This window comes from Streptomyces sp. NBC_00285, assembly GCF_036174265.1.
Lineage (GTDB): Bacteria > Actinomycetota > Actinomycetes > Streptomycetales > Streptomycetaceae > Streptomyces.
The window spans coordinates 10,057,302-10,074,041 of sequence record NZ_CP108055.1 but is presented as its reverse complement, the minus strand read 5'-3'; the positions used below and the strand labels follow the sequence as shown (position 1 = coordinate 10,074,041).

Here is a 16,740-nt window from a genome sequence, read left to right as displayed (position 1 = left end):
TCACGCGTTATCGCGGCTTCCACCTGTGTGGATGGCATCAAAATGCAGGTGAAGGACAGGCCGAAACAATGGGGGACGCATTGAATGGGTAGGCGGCCGTCCTAGGATGGGTAGGGCCGATGACGTCGGCCCCGGCGGCCACTGCGGGTAACCGGATCGGGGCGTCCCGTGAAGGACGGTGGTGGTGTGGCGACCCAGCAGGGATCTCATGGGCTTGGCCGGGGCTTCGTATTCGTCGGTCGCCGCCACGAACTCGACCTGCTGCTCGCCGCCATCCGACAGCCACCGGCCGTGGTGATGGTCGAGGGCGACGCCGGCATGGGCAAGTCCCGGCTGGTACGCGAAGCCACCACGATCCTGAAGTCGGAAGGGTGGCGGGTGATGACAGGCTTCTGCCACCCGCTGCGTGAGCCCCTGCCGTACGGGCCGGTGATCGACGCGCTCGGCAAGATCGGTCCGTGGCTGCCGGACGCCGCCCTGCCGCCGACCACCGGCGCCCTGGCCCCGCTGCTCCCGGACCTGGCCGACCGCCTACCGCCGGCGCCGGCAAAGCCGCAGGGCCCGGGCGCAGCGCGCCACCAGATGATCCAGGCCGTCCGCTCCGTGCTCGACACGGTCGGGCGGGTGATCCTGGTCGTCGAGGACCTGCACTGGGCCGACGACGCCACCCGCGAACTGCTCCTGCTGCTCGCCCGCGACCTGCCCGACCAGTTCGCGCTGGTGGTCACCTACCGGGCCGAGGACTTGCCGCCCGGGGCCGCGGCCTTGGGCGCCGCCTACCGCCCGCCACCCTGCGCCAGCGGCACGGTGATCCGGCTGTCGCCGCTGACCAGGACCGACGTGGCCGAACTGGCCGGTGCCGCGCTCGGCGCCCAGGCCACGCCCGAGCTGTGCGCGGCGCTCCATGGCCGCAGCGAGGGCCTGCCACTGGTCGCCGAGGAAGACCTGATCACGCTACGGGACCAGGCGCGCCCGGACGTCGGGGAACTGGAGCGGGCCGAGGTGCCGGGCAGCCTGCGGGAAGCGGTCAGCGAACGGCTGACCACTCTGTCGCCGGCCGGTGCGGCGGTCGTGAACGCGGCGGCCGTACTGGCCGTGCCGTCCACCGAGACACTGCTCGCCGAGGTCGCCGCCCTGAACGGCGACGAGGCCGCGGACGGGCTGATCGGCGCGCTGCGGGCGGCCGTGCTGCGCGAGACCGCGAGCGGCCTCTACGGCTTCCGTCACATGCTGGCTCAGCAGGTCGCCTACCGGCACATCCCCGGGCCGTGGCGCACGCGCCTGCACCGGCGTGCCCTCGACGAACTCCAGACGCACGACCCGCTGCCGCTGGTGCAGATCGCGCACCACACGCTCGCCGTCGGCGACCAGCAGGGCTGGCTCGATCGCACCGAGCAGGCTGCCGAACAGGCCGTCGCGCTGGGCGACACCGGCACCGCGGGCACGCTCCTGCAACAGATCCTGGCCCAGTCCGGGGCGGACACCGAGCGACGTTCCCGGGCTGCGCTCGCGCTCGCCCGTATCGTCAACTTCGGCGTCGACTACGCGGCGACCGTCCGCGAGCTGCGCGCCGTGCTGGCCGATCCGCGGCTGCCTGCGGCCACCCGGGGTGAGATCCGCCTGGAACTCGGTCTGACCATGCTCAACATCGACCGCGACCCTGCCGGCTTCCGCGAGCTCGAACACGCCATCGGCGAGCTGGCCACCCTCCCGCACAAGGCGGTGAAGGCGATGATCGCGCTGGCCCTGCACGACCTCGACGGCGCCGCCACGCAGGGGTGGAAATGGCTCGGCCGGGCCGAGCAGGCCGTGGCGGACGGTACCGACGAGGCGAGCCGGATGGTGGTCAGGAACGTCCGACTGCTGTTGATGGCCAGGGACGGTGATCCCGCCGTCTGGCCCTTGGTGGACCGGCTGCCGCGGCGCGGCGCTGACGGCGTGGTGCTGAGCCCGACCATTTTCGCCCTGTACAACCTCACCACCGCGGCCATCCAGCTCGGCCACGACCGGCGGGCCCGCGCCCTGCTGCTCGAGATGAGAGACCTGGCCGACGGCGCGGACGGTCGGCCGTTCGAGTGCCTCGTCCGCGCCCAGGAACTGAACATGGACCGGCTGGTCTGCCGCTGGGCCGACCTGGACGGCGAGTACGCGGCCCTGGGACGTGCCCACCCCGATATGAGACAGGTCGAGGTCGACCGACTGCTGTGCCAGGGACACCGTGCCCTCGCCCAGGGCCGGCACTCCCGGGCCCTCGACCACTTCGTCGCCGCCGCGGAGCACGGAGGCACCTCGGCGGACGTCACCATGAGGATCGCCGCCGCCCTCACGGCCGTCCGGCTCGCCCAGCACGACCCGCAGGCTGCCTGGGCGGCCGCCGAACCGGCGTTGTCGACGTTGCGTGGACTCGGTTCCTGGACACGGACCTTCGGTCTGCTTCCCGTCGCGGTCGAGGCCGCGTTGGGCTGCGGGCACCGCGCGGCGGCCGAACAACTCGTGACGGAGGCCGAGTCCGGTGTCCGCGACCGGGACGCGCCCGCTGCCCTGTCCGAACTGGAAGTGGCCCAGGGGCTGCTGCTGCTCCGCGCCACCGGGCCGACGGCGACCACCGAGCGGGTGAAAGCCGCCGAGCACTTCGCCGAGGCGCAGCGCAGATGGCAGGACATTGGCCGGCCCTACGAGGCGACCAAGGCCGCCGAACACCGGGGTGACGCCCTGGCCTGCTCGTCTCCCGAAGACGCGGTGGCGCACCTGGCCGACGCCGCGCGTGGCTTCACCGAACTCGGCGCGACCGGCGATGCCGCACGCTGCCAACACCGCCTACGCGAACTCGGTGTCCAGACATCGCCACCAGGAAGCCGCGGCTACGGAATGCAGCTGTCACCCCGTGAACGGGAAGTCGCCGAACTGCTCGCAGGCGGCGCCACCAACCAGGACATCGCCCAGACCCTGTTCTTGTCCCCCCGCACCGTCGAAAAGCACGTCGCCCGCGCCCTGGTGAAACTGCGCACCAGCCGGAAGAACATCCAAAGCAACCTGCCGAACTCCGACAGACCCGGATCCGAAGAATCCGCCTGAGAAACACGCCGAACACCACCGATAAGGCTGGAGACGCCGAGCAGAGCCGCTGGACCGCGAGGGCATGCTCCAGACCCTCATGGCCTCCTCGGCTGTCGTCCAAGGCCATCAGTGCGTCCAGGCCGCTGCGCCCCGGCCCACCGTTCGTACGGATCGGCGTCATCGACAACGCCCGCACACTGCCGGAAATGACCAAGCCCGGAGCCGACCTCCTCGCCACCGGCCGGGGCCTGCTCCTGATCGACGCTCTCGCCGAACGCCGAGGGAACCGACATATACCGCTGGGGCAAACAAGTCTGCAGCGAGCTGCTCTGCGAGCCGGCCACATGAACGAAACCGATGCACGAGCCCGGAAACCAACACCGCCCACACCGCCTGCGCCCCCAACCCCGACCAGCGGCGCATCAGCATGCAAGCCCACAAATCCTCTTGCGAACGCTGCGCCCGAATCGGCACTGATCCCCTTCATCACCCAGCGGGAGCCGATCACCTGCCTGGCTGGGGCGGAGCCGGTGGCAGGTGCGGGGATGCCGGGGGTGCAGCGGCTGCAGTTCTTCCTGTCCACGTGCCGAAGACGGGTCGGCCGCCCACCATCAGCGTCGATCAGGTGGAGGCGGTGGTGGTCACCACGCTGGAACAACCGCGGCATCGCCGCGATCAGCCGGCCGATGCGGCCCGGCGGCGGTCTCCCGGTCCGGGGTTTCGGGGTCCGGCTACCTCCTCGGACCCGCAACGGCGTACGCCGTGGTGCCGACGACCGTAAGGACCAGGGCTGTCCAGGTGCCCGCAGCCGTGCCGGGAGGCAGCGTCATCCACATCGCCACGCGCATCGGCGCATTCGTCGGGGGCGGTGCGAAGAACACCAGCGACAGCCAGACGAACGGCAGCGTCCATGCGTACTGCCCGCCCGAGAGCGCCGCGCCGAGGGCGACCAGTCCCATCAGGCCCGCGCTGTCCCGGACGACGAACGCGGTGGTGGCCATGGATACGCCCATGGTCTGCACTGTCAGCAGTGCCGCGGCGACGGCCGCGCCGGCGAGCAGCACATGCGCCGCTCTGCGGGGCATCCAGCGGATCGCGGCCGTCCGGTCCAGCGCGAGGTCCTGGCCGCTGAGCCCGACCGAGGCCGCCATCGCCCCTGTGGCGAGGACGAGTACGGGCAGCCGCGGATCACCGGGCCCCGCGCCCCCGTCCCGGGTGAGTGCCCACACCCCCACCGCGCCGATCAGCATCGCCGCGAGTGCCGCAGGCACCTGACGTGAACGCGCGTACAAGGTCAGCCATCTCACCGGGACGCACCGCCGGACAGCACCTCGAACGGGTCGCCCTCACAGGAGAGCGCGGCGGCGCGCATCGCGTTGATCCGCGAGAGCTGCTCGGCCCGTGGAAGTGCCATGAGTTCCTTCCACACCGTGCGGGTCTCGGCTTGGGCGCGGGCGGGCAAACGAGCCGACGGGCCGCCGAGCGGCTTGAGGTCCCCGAGGACCCAACCCAGCGCGACCGTCCGCGCGTATTCGTCTCCGCCCATGCCGCTCCAGCCGACGGGGGTGCACCCTGGCACCATGCCTTTGGCGATCAGAGCCCAGGTCAGCTCCTCGCCCTTCGCGGTGGCGACGATGTCGTCGTCGAAGTCGAAGAGCACGGTGCTGCGGGACCACCGTGGCGTGGAGCCCTCCGGCAGTACGGCGGTGCTCTCCCGGACCGAGTCCGGTGCCTGATCACCGAGGGCATCGTGCAGCAGGCGCAGTGCCTCCTTGCCGGGGCCCGCAAGGTCCGCGAGTCGTGCCCGCTGTGTCTTCGTCACGCACACCGGGCCGTCGCACACCGGCTCTGCGGCGGCCTTGTCGACGACGTACATCTGGCGCGGGTCGGTGGGGAGGACGAGCAGGGCGATCGCCGCACCCGCCAGGACGGGTGTCAGGGCGGTCAGCCGGGCGCGCGGGGTCGCGGCGACGAGCAGTGCGAAGCCGGTCGCGGCCATGCCCAGCAGCCAGATCGTCTGCCCGACGTGCACGGAGGCGGAGAGCGTGACGAACGCCTCGCGCACGTCTTCCACCGTCGGTGACAGCAGCGAGAGCCGGTTCGGCTCCGTGATGGGGATTCCCGACGCCGTGTCCGTCTCCGTCCGGCCCAGCGACATGTACATGAGAGCCGTGAACACGACGGCGCTCATGGCCAGCGCGGGCGGGGTGAGCGGGGACGGCAGAGCCCGCCCGGCCCCCATGCCCAGCACGGCCCCTGCGACGAGGAAGAGCGCCCCCACAAGCGAGATCGGCAGCCATCCGAGGTGCATGTACTCGGTGTGGTCGAGCACCTGGACCCCGCCCACGAGGACGAGGAGCGCGAAGGCCGAGACAAGCGTGATCGCTGTCGCGCCCGCCAGGATGGCCGCCCGGTGCCGGGCGGGCCGTGGCGTACTCGTCAGCAGTTCGGCCATCTTCGAGCGGTGGTCGCGCAGACCCTGCAGTGCCCCGAGCCCCACGGCGAGCGGCCACAGGTAGAACATCAGGGAGCGGGTCCACAGGGCCATGGGCGTCCACTGGGCCGTCCACGCCGTGGTGCCCATGCGCCACTGTCCGGAGAGCAGGTACAGGAACGCCAGCGCCGGCGCCAGGACCATGACGCCGGCCCATGGGGCGACGGAACGCTTCAGTTCGATACGCAGGACGCGGCCGTTCACCAAGTGCCCCTTGCCTGCTCGGGGTTGAGCAGCAGAGCCGAGTAGCCGCGTTCCAGCGGGCTGTCACCCACATGCTCCGGGCCGCCCGCCGAGGCCAGCTCGTCCGGAGACCCCTTGAAGACCAGCCGCCCTTCGGCGAGGAGCACCACGTCGGTGCAGGCGGCGGCGACGTCCTCCACCAGATGGGTCGAGACGAGCACACAGGTGTCCGTGCCCAGCTCCTGCAGCAGCTCGCGGAAGCGCAGGCGTTGTGCCGGGTCCAGGCCCACCGTCGGCTCGTCGAGGAGCAGGATCGTCGGGTCGTTGACGATGGCCTGGGCAATACCGACCCTGCGCACCATGCCGCCCGACAGGGATTTCATCCTCTCGTCGGCGCGGTCCGCCAGCCCCACCCGTTCCACGGCGCGTTGCACCGCCGCGGGGATGCCCGCTTTGGGCACCTCCTTCAGCCAGGCCATGTACTCGACGAACTCGCGTACGGTGAAGCGCTTGTAGTAGCCGAACTCCTGTGGCAGATAGCCGATTCGGCGGCGCACCGCACGGTGCTGGCTCATGGCACCCACGGACTCGCCGAGCAGTTCCAGGCTGCCCTCGGTGGGGCGCAGCACGGTGGCCAGCGTCCGGATGAGGGTGGTCTTGCCCGCCCCGTTGGGGCCGAGGAGTCCGTGCACGCCGACGCCCAGCGAGAGGTCGAGGCCGTCGACGGCCATCCGTTTCTTGCCGACCCTGACTTTCAGCCCGGTGGCCTGGATCTCCCAGGCGTAGGCCGTCGGTGCGATGTCGGCCGCGCTCACGGCGGACGTCATGTGGTGTTCCTTTCCCATGTTCTTTCCGATGGTCATCGATGAGTTTCCAGGACGGTGTACGCGCCTCTGCGGGCGATCACGACGCCGATACCGACCGCGAGGATCAGCCCCCACGCGGGCAGTCCGCCCGTCTGCAGGGCGAAGGTCGTACGGTTGGTGGCCAGGGTCGGCGCCACGACCACGCCGGCCCACACGGCGGCCAGCACGAAGGCGGCGCGGGTCACACCGATGACACCGCCGAGCGCCAGGGTCGCCGAGGTGAAGGCCAGACAGGGCAGCAACCACTGCACCACCATCACTCCCGTCACCCAGCCGCCCACCAGCAGCGCGGGGACCACCACACCGAGCACGGACGTGGTGCGCCGCAGCACCAGATGGAGCCCGCTCCTGGGGACCGAGGCCGTCAGCTCGTAGGCCGGGTCCAGACCGCGCGACCAGGACGCGGCGACGCCGAGCACGGGCAGCACCGGCGCGAGGAGCAGGACCAACGACACCTCGCCGGAGCCGGTGTAGGCCAGGTCGAGCAGCGGGGCCATCAGCGTCATGCCCACGACCATGGCCAGCCAGGGCACCATCGCGGGGGTCATCCACCTCGACAGCCGCGCCGACCAGCGCCGTCGGCGCGGCATCGTGGCAGTGACCGCGAGTCGGGGTTCGAGGCCGGACCACACCGTGTCGACGAGCTGTACCACGTCGGGTGCCCCGGCACCGACCGCGGCGGACAACCGGTCACGGCACAGCTGGCACCTCTCCAGATGCGCCTCCACGGCCCACACCTCGTCGGCGGACAGGTGCGCGCCGCCGAGCAGGTATCCCTCGATGATCCGCTTCGATGCGTGTTCGACACTCATGCCAGCGTCCTCCGCATCTCGATACGGGCCCGGCGGGCACGGGTCTTGACCGTGCCTTCGGGCAGCCCGAGCAGGACCGCGGTCTCCCGGACGGACAGCCCGTCGAGCACCATCGCCTGCAGTACCTGTCTCAGCTCCGGCGCGAGGCACCGCAATGCGTCCCCGACGTCACCGCCTACGGTCTCCGCGAGCGCCAACTCCTCGGCGGCGGGTGCCACGTCGGGCGCAGCGGCGGCCGGCGGTGGCTCCGCGTGGTGAGCCCTGCGCCGGAACGCGTCGACCAGGCGGCGTGCGGCGATCGTCCACAGCCAACCGATGGCCGTCCCCCCGACAGCCGTTCCGGCGAACGCACCTGCCGCGCGCCAGACCGCCAAGTAGGTCTCCTGCATGACCTCCGCGACGATCTGCTCGTCCACACACCGGCGGCGCAGCCGCACCGCCATCCACGGCGACGTACGCCGGTACAGCTCCTCGAACGCGGCGCGGTCGCCCTTTGCCACCAGCCGGACGAGGCGCTCCTCGTCCACCTCGTGCAGCGCTGCTCTGACTGATCTCACACCTGCTAGACGCCCGGACCGGGCAACAGGTTTTCCCGGCGTCGTGATCCACGTCACACAGAGAGGCTTGCTGTCACGGGCCTTCGGGTACCACCCGCCGCGAGCTGCTCCGCTCCCTCGCCGGCACGGACACCCTCCTCCTCGGCACCCACTTCACACCGCCCACCGCCGGCCGCGTGATCACCCACAGGGACGCCTACCGACTGGAGCCCATCCCCCGCTTCCTGATGCCGTCGCCACGCCGCCCCGGTCACCGCAGGTACTGCCAGCCGCTCCCGCCCCCACCAGGGCCGCTCCTCTCGAATTCGCCGCCACGGTCGACCTGACGTCTCATCGGCGTTGGCGTTTCTCGTCGATGTCTGCCGAGGATCGAGCCGATCACGACCATGCCCGCCGCGCACGCAAGCCGAGCTCAAGGTGTTTGCGGGAGCGCGGACGCGATTGCGGCCGTGCCGATGAGTTTTGGGCGGATCCGCAGTCGATGCTGCTGGATCCACCGACAGCGGTGGTCCAGTGGTGGAAACGTGCCGGCCCGGGAGGAAGCACATGGAGACAGTGATGAGCGTCGACGACTCCGAGCAGGAGCGCACGATCCGCACAGGCGAGCAGGGGACGCCGGTGAGCGGTCCCCGGGTGTTGGTGGCGGGCGCGAGCATCGCGGGACCCGCGCTGGCCCACTGGCTGCACCGACGGGGGGCCGAGGTGACCGTGGTGGAGCGGGCTTGCGAGCTGCGTCCCGGCGGGCAGGCGGTGGACGCACGCGGGGTCGCCAAGGAGGTCATCGGACGCATGGGACTGGACGCGGCGGTCCGTGCGGCGTGCACCGATACCGCGGGCGCGCACACCGTGAACGCGGACGGGCAGGTGCTGGAGACCTTCCGCGCGGACGACGACGGTGGCGACGGGTTCATCGCGGACATCGAGATCCTGCGCGGAGACCTGTCCCAGCTGCTCTACGACGACACCCGCGACGGCGTCGAGTACATCTTCGGCGACCGAATCGCCGAGCTCACCCAGGACGCGGACGGGGTCGACGTGGTCTTCGCGGGCGGCGACCGGCGGCGCTTCGACCTGGTGGTCGGGGCCGACGGGCTGCACTCGGAACTGCGGGCGATGGTCTTCGGCCCGCATGAGCAGTTCGTCAGCCATCTCGGGCACGTGCTGGCCTTCTACAGTGTGCCCAACGAGTTCGGGCTGGACCGCTGGCTGCTCGAGTACCAGGACCAGGAGTCCGGGCGCTCCGCACTCCTGCGACCCATCCAGGACGCCACCCGGGCGATGGCCATGTTCTACTCCGCCTCGGCCGACTTCCACGTCGACCACCGTGACGTAGCGGCCCAAAAGCGCCTGCTGCGTGAGCGGATGGCGGGCCTGGGCTGGCTGGCCCCGGCCATCCTCGCGCACCTGGACGACACCCCGGACTTCTACCTCGACCAGGTCGCCCAGGTGGTGATGGACCGCTGGTCGAACGGACGGGTGGGGCTGCTCGGGGACGCGGCGTTCAGCTCGTCGCCGATGTCCGGGCAGGGCACCGGGCTGGCCCTGGTCGGCGCCTATCTGCTGGCCGGAGAGCTGGCCGCCGCCGGATGGGACCCCGGCACCGGATTCGCCCGCTACGAGGCGCGGATGCGCTCGTTCGTCGAGGCCAACCAGGAGATCGGCCGATTGAACGCCCGCAGCCGCGACCTCCCCGGGCCGGACGCCGAGCCGGGCCCAGATTTCGCCGGCGAATGGTTCACCGAGCTGGTCGGGCGCGCGATCAACGGCGTCGAGCTGCCCGACTACCCGGGGGTGCCGGACTCCGCCGCCCCGGCCGGATCGCCTGTCACCTCGTCGGCCATGCCGTAGGTGTCACACGACGTGTCGAGAGGGACAAGGCTCCGGTGGGGCGCCGTCGAACGGCCTCCGCTCATGGCGCATGGTGCGCGTGGACTATGGAGACATCGACCCCGTGGGACTTCACAAGGTCCAGGAGGTCGGGCACGGTGAGAGCGTCCAAACCCGTTGATCCCCAGCCGGTGTCCCATCAGGTGATCCGGTCCCTGCCTCCAGTGATCTGGTCCGATTCGCTCGCAGTCCCCGATGATCTGGTCCCGTGGGTCTGCTTCTTCGGTCTCGCCGGCCCTGGTGGCATCCGAGCTGTCCCGGGAGCTGACCGATGGGGCCAGCAGCTGGTCACGGCCGTGCGGCCGTGCGGATCAGGCCAGCCAGCGCGAGGGAGCGGCTGTGGGCGGGCCAGACGATGTGGGTCACGACGGGAGGCGCGTCGGTCACAGGGACGGCCGTGTGCTCGGCCCACAGCCAGGAGCGGGCGGAGTCGGGGACGACCGCCAGGGTGCGTCCGAGGGCGATCAACTGGGCCAGTTGCGTCTGGTTGTGGATCTCGGGGCCCGGGCCGGGCGCGTAGGTGCCGTGGGTGGGCCAGCGGGCGAGCGGCAGATCGGGGACGTCCCTGACCTCGGCCAGGGACAGGGTCTCGCGGGCGGCGAGGGGGTGCCCAGCAGGCAGGAGGGCAACCTGCCCCTCGGTCGCCAGTGCCTCGCTGTCGAACCCGGTCAGGGAGTTCCACGGCGTGTGCATGAGCGCCACATCAGCGCGTCCGTCGCGCAGCAGTTCTTCCTGCTCGCAAAGGCCGCACGGCAGCACCTCGATCTCGGCACTGTCGGGCTCGGCCGCGTAGGCGTCGAGAAGCTTCCGCAGCAGTTCGTGGGTCGCGGCGGCCTTCACCGCGAGGACCAGCCGACCGCGGGGGCCGCCAGGGCTGTCGGCACCGCCGGCGCGCCGGGTGCGGCGAGCGGCGGCAGCGGTCGCGTCGAGGGCCGCCCGGCCCTCGTGCAACAGCACCTCTCCGGCACCGGTCAGGCGGACGCCACGGCGGTTGCGCTGCAGCAGGCAGACCCCGAGGCGCCGTTCGAGCTGCTGGATCGCCCGTGACAGCGGCGGCTGGGCCATGCCGAGGCGCTCGGCGGCGCGCCCGAAGTGCAGTTCCTCGGCGACGGCCACGAAGTACCTCAGCTCGCGGGTCTCCAGGGTGTCCACGGCCGCAGCATACGCGGTGATACCTGGCAGGTATGACAGGGCACCGTATCGGTATTGGCCGCGCCGCTTGTCCGAGAGCCACCATCATCAGCATGAGCGAAACGATGATCGCGCTGGTGACCGGCGCGAACAAGGGCATCGGGTACGAGATCGCGGCGGGGCTGGGCAGCCTGGGGTACCGCGTGGGCGTAGGAGCCCGCGATGCAGCCCGACGCGAAACCGCCGTCGGGAAGCTGCGTGCCGCCGGCGTGGACGCGTTCGGGGTACCGCTGGACGTGACCGACGGCCAGAGCGTCACTGATGCCGCGGAACTGATCGAACGGCTGTCCGGGCGCCTGGACGCCCTGATCAACAATGCCGGCATCTCGGGCGAGATGGACCCGGGGTGGGTGCAGGACCCGACCGCGCTCGACCTGGAGGTGCTCCGCAGGGTCGTGGACACCAACGTCGTGGGGGTCGTCCGGGTGACCAACGCGATGCTGCCACTGCTGCGGCGCTCGGCCGCGCCACGCATCGTCAACGTCTCCAGTAGCGTCGGCTCCCTGGCCCGGCAGGCGGACCCGGACACCGAGATCCCGATCATGGCGGCCTACGCGCCGTCGAAGTCGTTCCTCAACGCCCTCACCGTGCAGTACGCCCGGCAGTTCGCCGGTACGAACATCCTGATCAACGCCGCCTGCCCGGGTCTGGTCGCGACCGACTTCACCGGCTGCCAAGGGCCCCGCACTCCTGAACAGGGCGCGGCCACAGCGATCCGGCTCGCCACCCTGCCCGATGGCGGCCCGACCGGTTCGTTCTTCGAGGACGACGGCGTCGTCCCCTGGTGATCACGAACCCGCCGTGAACCGACGAGGCTCCAGCAGGTCCACGAAAGGCACTCCCGGCGGCCTCGACGACCTCGTCCACCAGCCTCGTGACCAGCACTTGGCGGCCGCGGGAGCCCTGCATCGCAGCCTCGGCACCCAGCGTGACCAGCAGGCGGGACAGTTCGGCCGTTGCACGCTCCGGGTCGCTCGGGTCGCCGACCAGCAGCCGGTTGGCGGCGTAGGTGAGGTCTTCGGCCTGGGTGGGGTCGTGGTCGGCGTGGGCCGACGCCCAGCGCCGGGAGGTGGCGGACGTCGCCCGGCCTGGCCGGTGATGCTGTCCTCGCGCGGGGAGTCGGGGTGGCTACAGAGAAGTCGGGGTGTTGAGGATCTCTGCGGCGAGGGACTCGGTGAGCGCCGGCGCGGGCAGAATGTCGTCCACGGTGAGCCGGCTGGCTTCGTAGGCGGGAGCGAGAACTGACACCGCACGGTGGCGAATTCGATGCCTCTCCTCTGGTATTTGGTGATGCTGCGGTCACTGTTCAGGATGTCTTCGGGATCTGCTGCCCTCACCGATCCGCGTCCTGTCGGCGAAGGCCCTCAAGGATGACGTTCATCAGAGGCCGTGCTGTCGATTCCCACTCATCTCGGGCCAGTCGGCCGAGGTAGGCGATGAGCAGGATGACCCCACGGGCGTCCACGTCCGTGCGGATGGAACCGGCTGCCTTCCCGGCGTCCAGCAGGCGGCCGAGGGCGCCTTCGATGGGGTTCTGGCTGTGGGCGACAAGGTCTTGCCACGCTGCCGGCTCGAGCACCGCCAGAACGCCGTACTTGATCTCCGCGTAGTCCATCACTCGGTCGAGCCAGTGACGCAAGGCTTCCACGGGCTCGTGTGCTGCCAGCAGATCGGAGGCGGCGGTCACGAGTTCTTCGACGTCGCGTCGGTAGACCTCCGCGAGGAGTGCTTCACGGTTGGGAAAGTTCCGGTAGAGCGTTCCCTGTCCCACACCGGCGCGCTTGGCGATCTCGTTGAGGTGGACGCTGGGGGACTCGGCGAGGGCTGCACGCGCAGCCTCGACGATGCGGGTCCGGTTCCGCACCGCATCCGGACGGCGTGCTGGCGCGCTCATGGGCCTCTCCTGATGTTCCGCTTCCGACAAGTGGACATGTGTCCGGTAGGCTGCCTACGAAGTGGACACGTGTCCACTTTACTTGGAGGCAGTAGTGCTCTCTCTTCACGGCAAGACCGTCGCCATCACCGGAGCGAGTGGCGGCATCGGCGAAGCCACCGCCCGGCTGCTCGCCCAGCGCGGCGCGGCAGTCGTCCTCGCAGCACGCCGCGGCGAGCGCATCGATGCCATAGCGCAGGAGATCCGGGAGCAGGGCGGCCGTGCGGCCACGTGCGTCGTCGACGTCACCAAGGCCGCGGACCTGCAGCGCCTGGTCGCCGCAACCATCGACCAGTACGGCCGCATCGACGTTCTGGTCAACAACGCCGGCGTCGCCCCGATCAGCCCACTGGCCGACCTGGACACCGAGAGTTGGTCGGCCATGATCGATGTCAACCTCCGCGGCACGCTCAACGGCATCGCCGCCGTGCTGCCCGCCTTCCGCGAGCAGCGATCGGGCCACCTGGTGAGCATCGTCTCCGTGGCCGGCCTGTCCGGCGTGTCCCCCTCGATGGCCGTCTACGCCGCGACCAAGAACGCGGTGCGCACCGTCCACGAGGGACTGCGCAGGGAGTCCACCGATGGGGTGATGCGCACGACCGCCATCTCGCCGGGATACATCCGCACCGATCTCGCCGACTCCATGGCGGACCCGAACATCCGCGAGCAGACGCGCAAGAACATGGACGCGATGGGCATCGCTCCGGCGGCGGTCGCCCGCGCGGTGGCCTTCGCCATCGAGCAGCCCAACGACGTCGAGATCGGCGAGATCAATGTTCGCCCCACCGTCCAGGCGTGACACCTGCCATCACCAGGCAAATCGGGGTTCCGGCAGGAACTGACCGCGCCGTACGGTGACGCCCTGGTCGGGCGCGGCCCGCTCGGCGGGTTCCAACTCGGTGGCGCGGAGGAAGTCCGCGAACTTGCTCAACAGGTCAAGGACGGCTGCCAGTTCCGGAGCCGTGGCGTCCTGGTCGGCCTTGTATTCGGGGAGGAGATCGGCGATGGCGGCGCGGCTGACATGGTGGTCGCGGCCGCGGGCAGCGATGGACCGGCTCTCCAGGTACGCGGTGCGGACGGGGGCGGTCTTCTCGGCCGGGACGGCCGGGCGGCGCCCGCCCTTTTGTTGGCTATCACCTCGGCGGCCCGCAGCCCGCAGCCCGTCATCGGTCGGCTCCCGTTGGAGGTCGCGCTGGAGTTCGCCGGCGGCGGCGAGGGTCTGCACCATGAACTACACGGTCGACAGCAGCTCGCCGGTGCGCTGGCGGCGGGCAGTGAGGTCCATCGCGGAGAACACTCCGTCATGGATGCGCACGACGAGGCGGTCGCGGTAAGGATGTCGAGGAAGCGGCCGATGCCACGTGCGAGACGGAACATCTCGGAGATCTGCAGGGTGTCGCCCGGCCGCGCGTACGTGAGCAGTTCGCCGAACTTCGGCCGCTGAAGCGGATGAAGGCGGCTCGATGTGCGGGGCTCCTCCTCGAAGACGACTGGCTCCTCGATCCCGGCCTCGTCCAGGATGAGGTTCTGACGGTCGGTCGACTGCGGGCCGGTCGAGACCCGCTCGTAGACCAGATTGGCCATGCTCTTCCTCGCTCCAGCGTATGCTCACCGTCACCCTGCGCGGTCTGGAACGCGACGGGATCCTCACACGGACCGTCCGCAACGTCATGCCGCCGCACGTCAGTTACGAACTCACTCCGATGGGCAAGACCCTCCGCGTAGCCACCGCACCCCAGCGATGCAGGAGATCTACAACGCCGAGGACCGCACCCACGCAGAGAAGGCGACCGAGGCGTTCGCGAAGACCTACGGGGCGAAGTTCCCGAAGGCCGTCGCGAAGATCACCGAGGACCGGGGCGAACTGCTCGCCTTCTACGAATTCCCAGCCGAGCACTGGATTCACTTGCGGACCGCCAACCCCATCGAGTCAACCTTCTCCACGGTCAAGCTCCGTACCAAGGTCACACGCGGCGCGGGCAGCCCGGCGGCCGCCCTCGCGATGGTGTTCAAGCTGGTCGAGTCGGCTCAGGCGCGATGGCGTGCGATCATCGGAGCTCACCTGGTGTCCCTGGTCCGCGCCGGTGCACGATTCGAGAACGGCGTCCTGGTCGAGCGCGAGGAGCAGGTCGCATGAACGTCCACGACATCCTGCAGAATCCGGACGAGCATGTCCGCTTCGCGGCCTACCTCGACAAGCTGGAGCACGTTGCCGAGGCGACCGAGATTGACCTGGTCAGCCGCGTGCTCACCGATGCAGACCTAACGATGGCCCAGTCTGCTGTGCTGCGGCACCTGGACCGTCGAGCCGCCGCCCTCTACCCCGATCCCGCCTACGAGGGATGGGCGCAGGCGATGACCCAGGCCACGATCGACCACCCCTTCCTGGCTCAGCGCCTGCGGGAGTGGTCACTGTTCCGCGCCATCATGCTCAAGCTGCCTTGGCAGCCGGAGAACCTGCTCGCGTCAACCAACTGGCTCCAGCTCAAGACCGCCGTCGGGACGAACACCGAGGCCATCGAGATCCTCGCCGAAGCCGGCCGCACCAAACGGATCCGCAACACCGCCAGAATCACCCTCAACCACCGCAGCGAGAGCTGAAGTCAGCTCACCCACAACTCTTGACGATTGCTCCCTGGCCTGCGGCATCATCTGCTGGCGCCGACTGGTCAACCTCTCACTTTGTGAGGAATTCTTAGAGTGCCTACGGCCCCGACCCGCACAGCCTCACAGGAGCACTGCGATGAACCTATGTACCCGCCTGGCACTCGTGCTGGCGCTGGGCGGACTGCTCTGCGGCTGCGGTGCTGCTCCGGGCACACGCTCCGGCCCGGCCCAGGAAAGGCCGTTCTGGCGGGCCGAGTTCGGTGGAGCGGCCGCCACTCGGCCGGCCGAGGAGTCCTGGAACACCGAGACCGGGAACCGGGACGCCGAGGGATGGGGCAACAACGAGCTGCAGTACTACACGGACGACGCGGCCAACTCCGCCCTCGACGGCGACGGACACCTCCTGATATCGGCACGGCCGGCCCCCGCCGGATCCGAGCTGCCGTGCTACACACGGGAGTTCTGCACCTGGACCTCGGCCCGTCTGACCACCGAGGGAAAAACCGCGCTCACCCATGGACGCGTGGTGGTCCGCGCGAAGCTGCCCACCGGCACGGGGCTGCTGCCGGCCATCTGGATGCTCGGCAACAACGGGGTGGAGTGGCCCGGACAGGGCGAGATCGACATCTGCGAGGTGGTCGGCGCCGAACCGCGCACGGTGTACGGCACCGCGCACGGGCCGACCTACTTCAACGAGAACGGCATCGGCGGCTCCACCACCCTCCCGGCCGATGCCTCCCGCGCCTTCCACACCTACGCCGTCGACAAGCGGCCGCGCCGCATCACCTGGTCCGTCGACGGAAAGCCGTACTTCACCCTCACTCCGTCCAAGCTGCCCGCCGCGCGCGACTGGGTCTTCGAACAGGACATGCACCTGCTGCTCAACGTCGCCGTCGGGGGTGACTGGCCCGGCCCTCCCGACGCCTCGACGCCGTCGCCCGCGACGATGACAGTCGACTATGTGCGCTTCTACGGCGAAGGCCGCGCGTGACGGTCCGCGCCCCCGTGGGCGGCCACCGTTGGTTCTTTGCCTACTCTGCGTCGACAGGCGTCCGCGTCGCGTGTGGCCGTCCCTCCCCCGCAAGCCCTGACAGCACCCTACGGGGCGGGGCGGGAGGCGGGGCGGGGCAGGCGAGTTCGTGCAGCAGGGGAC

14 protein-coding genes and 4 pseudogenes are annotated in these 16,740 nt (G+C 70.3%); 9 read left to right on the top strand and 9 right to left on the bottom strand.

The features are described from left to right. Nucleotides 1-186: 186 nt before the first annotated feature. On the top strand, nucleotides 187-3,075 hold the full coding sequence (locus tag OHT57_RS46025) for an ATP-binding protein (protein WP_328752937.1): 2,889 nt from the start codon (nucleotides 187-189) through the stop codon (nucleotides 3,073-3,075). A gap of 713 nt (nucleotides 3,076-3,788) precedes the next feature. Here OHT57_RS46025 and OHT57_RS46020 read toward each other — a convergent pair. From OHT57_RS46020 to OHT57_RS46000, 5 genes are read right to left on the bottom strand one after another with little or no spacing between them, the layout of a single operon-like run. Continuing rightward, nucleotides 3,789-4,364, bottom strand: coding sequence for a hypothetical protein (locus tag OHT57_RS46020; protein ID WP_328752936.1), 576 nt, complete (start codon nucleotides 4,362-4,364; stop codon nucleotides 3,789-3,791). Further along, complete coding sequence (locus tag OHT57_RS46015; protein WP_328752935.1) at nucleotides 4,361-5,755, bottom strand: hypothetical protein; 1,395 nt, start codon at nucleotides 5,753-5,755, stop codon at nucleotides 4,361-4,363. Before OHT57_RS46015 ends, OHT57_RS46020 begins: the two co-directional genes overlap by 4 nt. After that, on the bottom strand, nucleotides 5,752-6,561 hold the full coding sequence (locus OHT57_RS46010; RefSeq protein WP_328752934.1) for an ABC transporter ATP-binding protein: 810 nt from the start codon (nucleotides 6,559-6,561) through the stop codon (nucleotides 5,752-5,754). The genes OHT57_RS46015 and OHT57_RS46010 overlap by 4 nt, the downstream gene beginning before the upstream one ends. A 32-nt stretch (nucleotides 6,562-6,593) precedes the next feature. Then, nucleotides 6,594-7,412 (bottom strand): zf-HC2 domain-containing protein, encoded by an 819-nt coding sequence (locus tag OHT57_RS46005; RefSeq protein WP_328752933.1) that lies wholly within the window; start codon nucleotides 7,410-7,412, stop codon nucleotides 6,594-6,596. Next, entirely contained in the window at nucleotides 7,409-7,969 is a 561-nt protein-coding gene (locus tag OHT57_RS46000; protein ID WP_328752932.1) for an RNA polymerase sigma factor, read from the bottom strand. The genes OHT57_RS46005 and OHT57_RS46000 overlap by 4 nt, the downstream gene beginning before the upstream one ends. Before the next feature lie 83 nt (nucleotides 7,970-8,052). Here OHT57_RS46000 and OHT57_RS45995 point away from each other — a divergent pair. Together OHT57_RS45995 and OHT57_RS45990 are read left to right on the top strand one after the other, a co-directional pair. Beyond that, a pseudogene (locus OHT57_RS45995) lies at nucleotides 8,053-8,184 on the top strand (MBL fold metallo-hydrolase); the annotation flags it as partial. A 343-nt stretch (nucleotides 8,185-8,527) separates the two neighbouring features. Then, on the top strand, nucleotides 8,528-9,817 hold the full coding sequence (locus OHT57_RS45990; protein ID WP_328752931.1) for an FAD-dependent monooxygenase: 1,290 nt from the start codon (nucleotides 8,528-8,530) through the stop codon (nucleotides 9,815-9,817). A gap of 327 nt (nucleotides 9,818-10,144) precedes the next feature. Here OHT57_RS45990 and OHT57_RS45985 read toward each other — a convergent pair whose 3' ends face one another. Continuing rightward, the gene (locus OHT57_RS45985) at nucleotides 10,145-11,008 is read right to left on the bottom strand and encodes a LysR family transcriptional regulator (RefSeq protein WP_328752930.1); all 864 of its coding nucleotides are present in this window, start codon (nucleotides 11,006-11,008) and stop codon (nucleotides 10,145-10,147) included. A 92-nt stretch (nucleotides 11,009-11,100) separates the two neighbouring features. Here OHT57_RS45985 and OHT57_RS45980 point away from each other — a divergent pair, with 92 nt between their 5' ends. Continuing rightward, the gene (locus tag OHT57_RS45980) at nucleotides 11,101-11,835 is read left to right on the top strand and encodes an SDR family oxidoreductase (RefSeq protein WP_328752929.1); all 735 of its coding nucleotides are present in this window, start codon (nucleotides 11,101-11,103) and stop codon (nucleotides 11,833-11,835) included. 545 nt (nucleotides 11,836-12,380) lie between these two features. Here the strand turns inward: OHT57_RS45980 and OHT57_RS45975 are convergent. Next, the gene (locus OHT57_RS45975; protein ID WP_328752928.1) at nucleotides 12,381-12,941 is read right to left on the bottom strand and encodes a TetR/AcrR family transcriptional regulator; all 561 of its coding nucleotides are present in this window, start codon (nucleotides 12,939-12,941) and stop codon (nucleotides 12,381-12,383) included. A gap of 94 nt (nucleotides 12,942-13,035) precedes the next feature. Between OHT57_RS45975 and OHT57_RS45970 the strand changes: the two genes are divergently transcribed. Continuing rightward, nucleotides 13,036-13,779, top strand: coding sequence for an SDR family oxidoreductase (locus OHT57_RS45970; protein ID WP_328752927.1), 744 nt, complete (start codon nucleotides 13,036-13,038; stop codon nucleotides 13,777-13,779). Nucleotides 13,780-13,788: 9 nt separating this feature from the next. Here the strand turns inward: OHT57_RS45970 and OHT57_RS45965 are convergent, their stop codons facing one another. Both OHT57_RS45965 and OHT57_RS45960 read right to left on the bottom strand, forming a co-directional pair. Then, complete coding sequence (locus OHT57_RS45965) at nucleotides 13,789-14,208, bottom strand: hypothetical protein (RefSeq protein ID WP_328753551.1); 420 nt, start codon at nucleotides 14,206-14,208, stop codon at nucleotides 13,789-13,791. Nucleotides 14,209-14,369: 161 nt separating this feature from the next. After that, nucleotides 14,370-14,564 (bottom strand): annotated as a pseudogene (locus tag OHT57_RS45960) (recombinase family protein); the annotation flags it as partial. A 14-nt stretch (nucleotides 14,565-14,578) separates the two neighbouring features. On the opposite strand from OHT57_RS45960, the pseudogene OHT57_RS45955 reads away from it, so the two are divergent. The 4 genes and pseudogenes from OHT57_RS45955 to OHT57_RS45940 all read left to right on the top strand — a co-directional run. Then, nucleotides 14,579-14,716, top strand: a pseudogene (locus OHT57_RS45955) (winged helix-turn-helix transcriptional regulator); the annotation flags it as partial. 2 nt (nucleotides 14,717-14,718) lie between these two features. Beyond that, nucleotides 14,719-15,117, top strand: a pseudogene (locus OHT57_RS45950) (transposase); the annotation flags it as partial. After that, nucleotides 15,114-15,581: a hypothetical protein gene (locus OHT57_RS45945; RefSeq protein ID WP_328752926.1), complete on the top strand. Its 468-nt coding sequence runs from the start codon at nucleotides 15,114-15,116 to the stop codon at nucleotides 15,579-15,581. The pseudogene OHT57_RS45950 and the gene OHT57_RS45945, both read left to right, overlap by 4 nt. Nucleotides 15,582-15,723: 142 nt before the next feature. Further along, entirely contained in the window at nucleotides 15,724-16,578 is an 855-nt protein-coding gene (locus OHT57_RS45940) for a glycoside hydrolase family 16 protein (protein WP_328752925.1), read from the top strand. The last annotated feature ends 162 nt before the right edge of the window (nucleotides 16,579-16,740 follow it).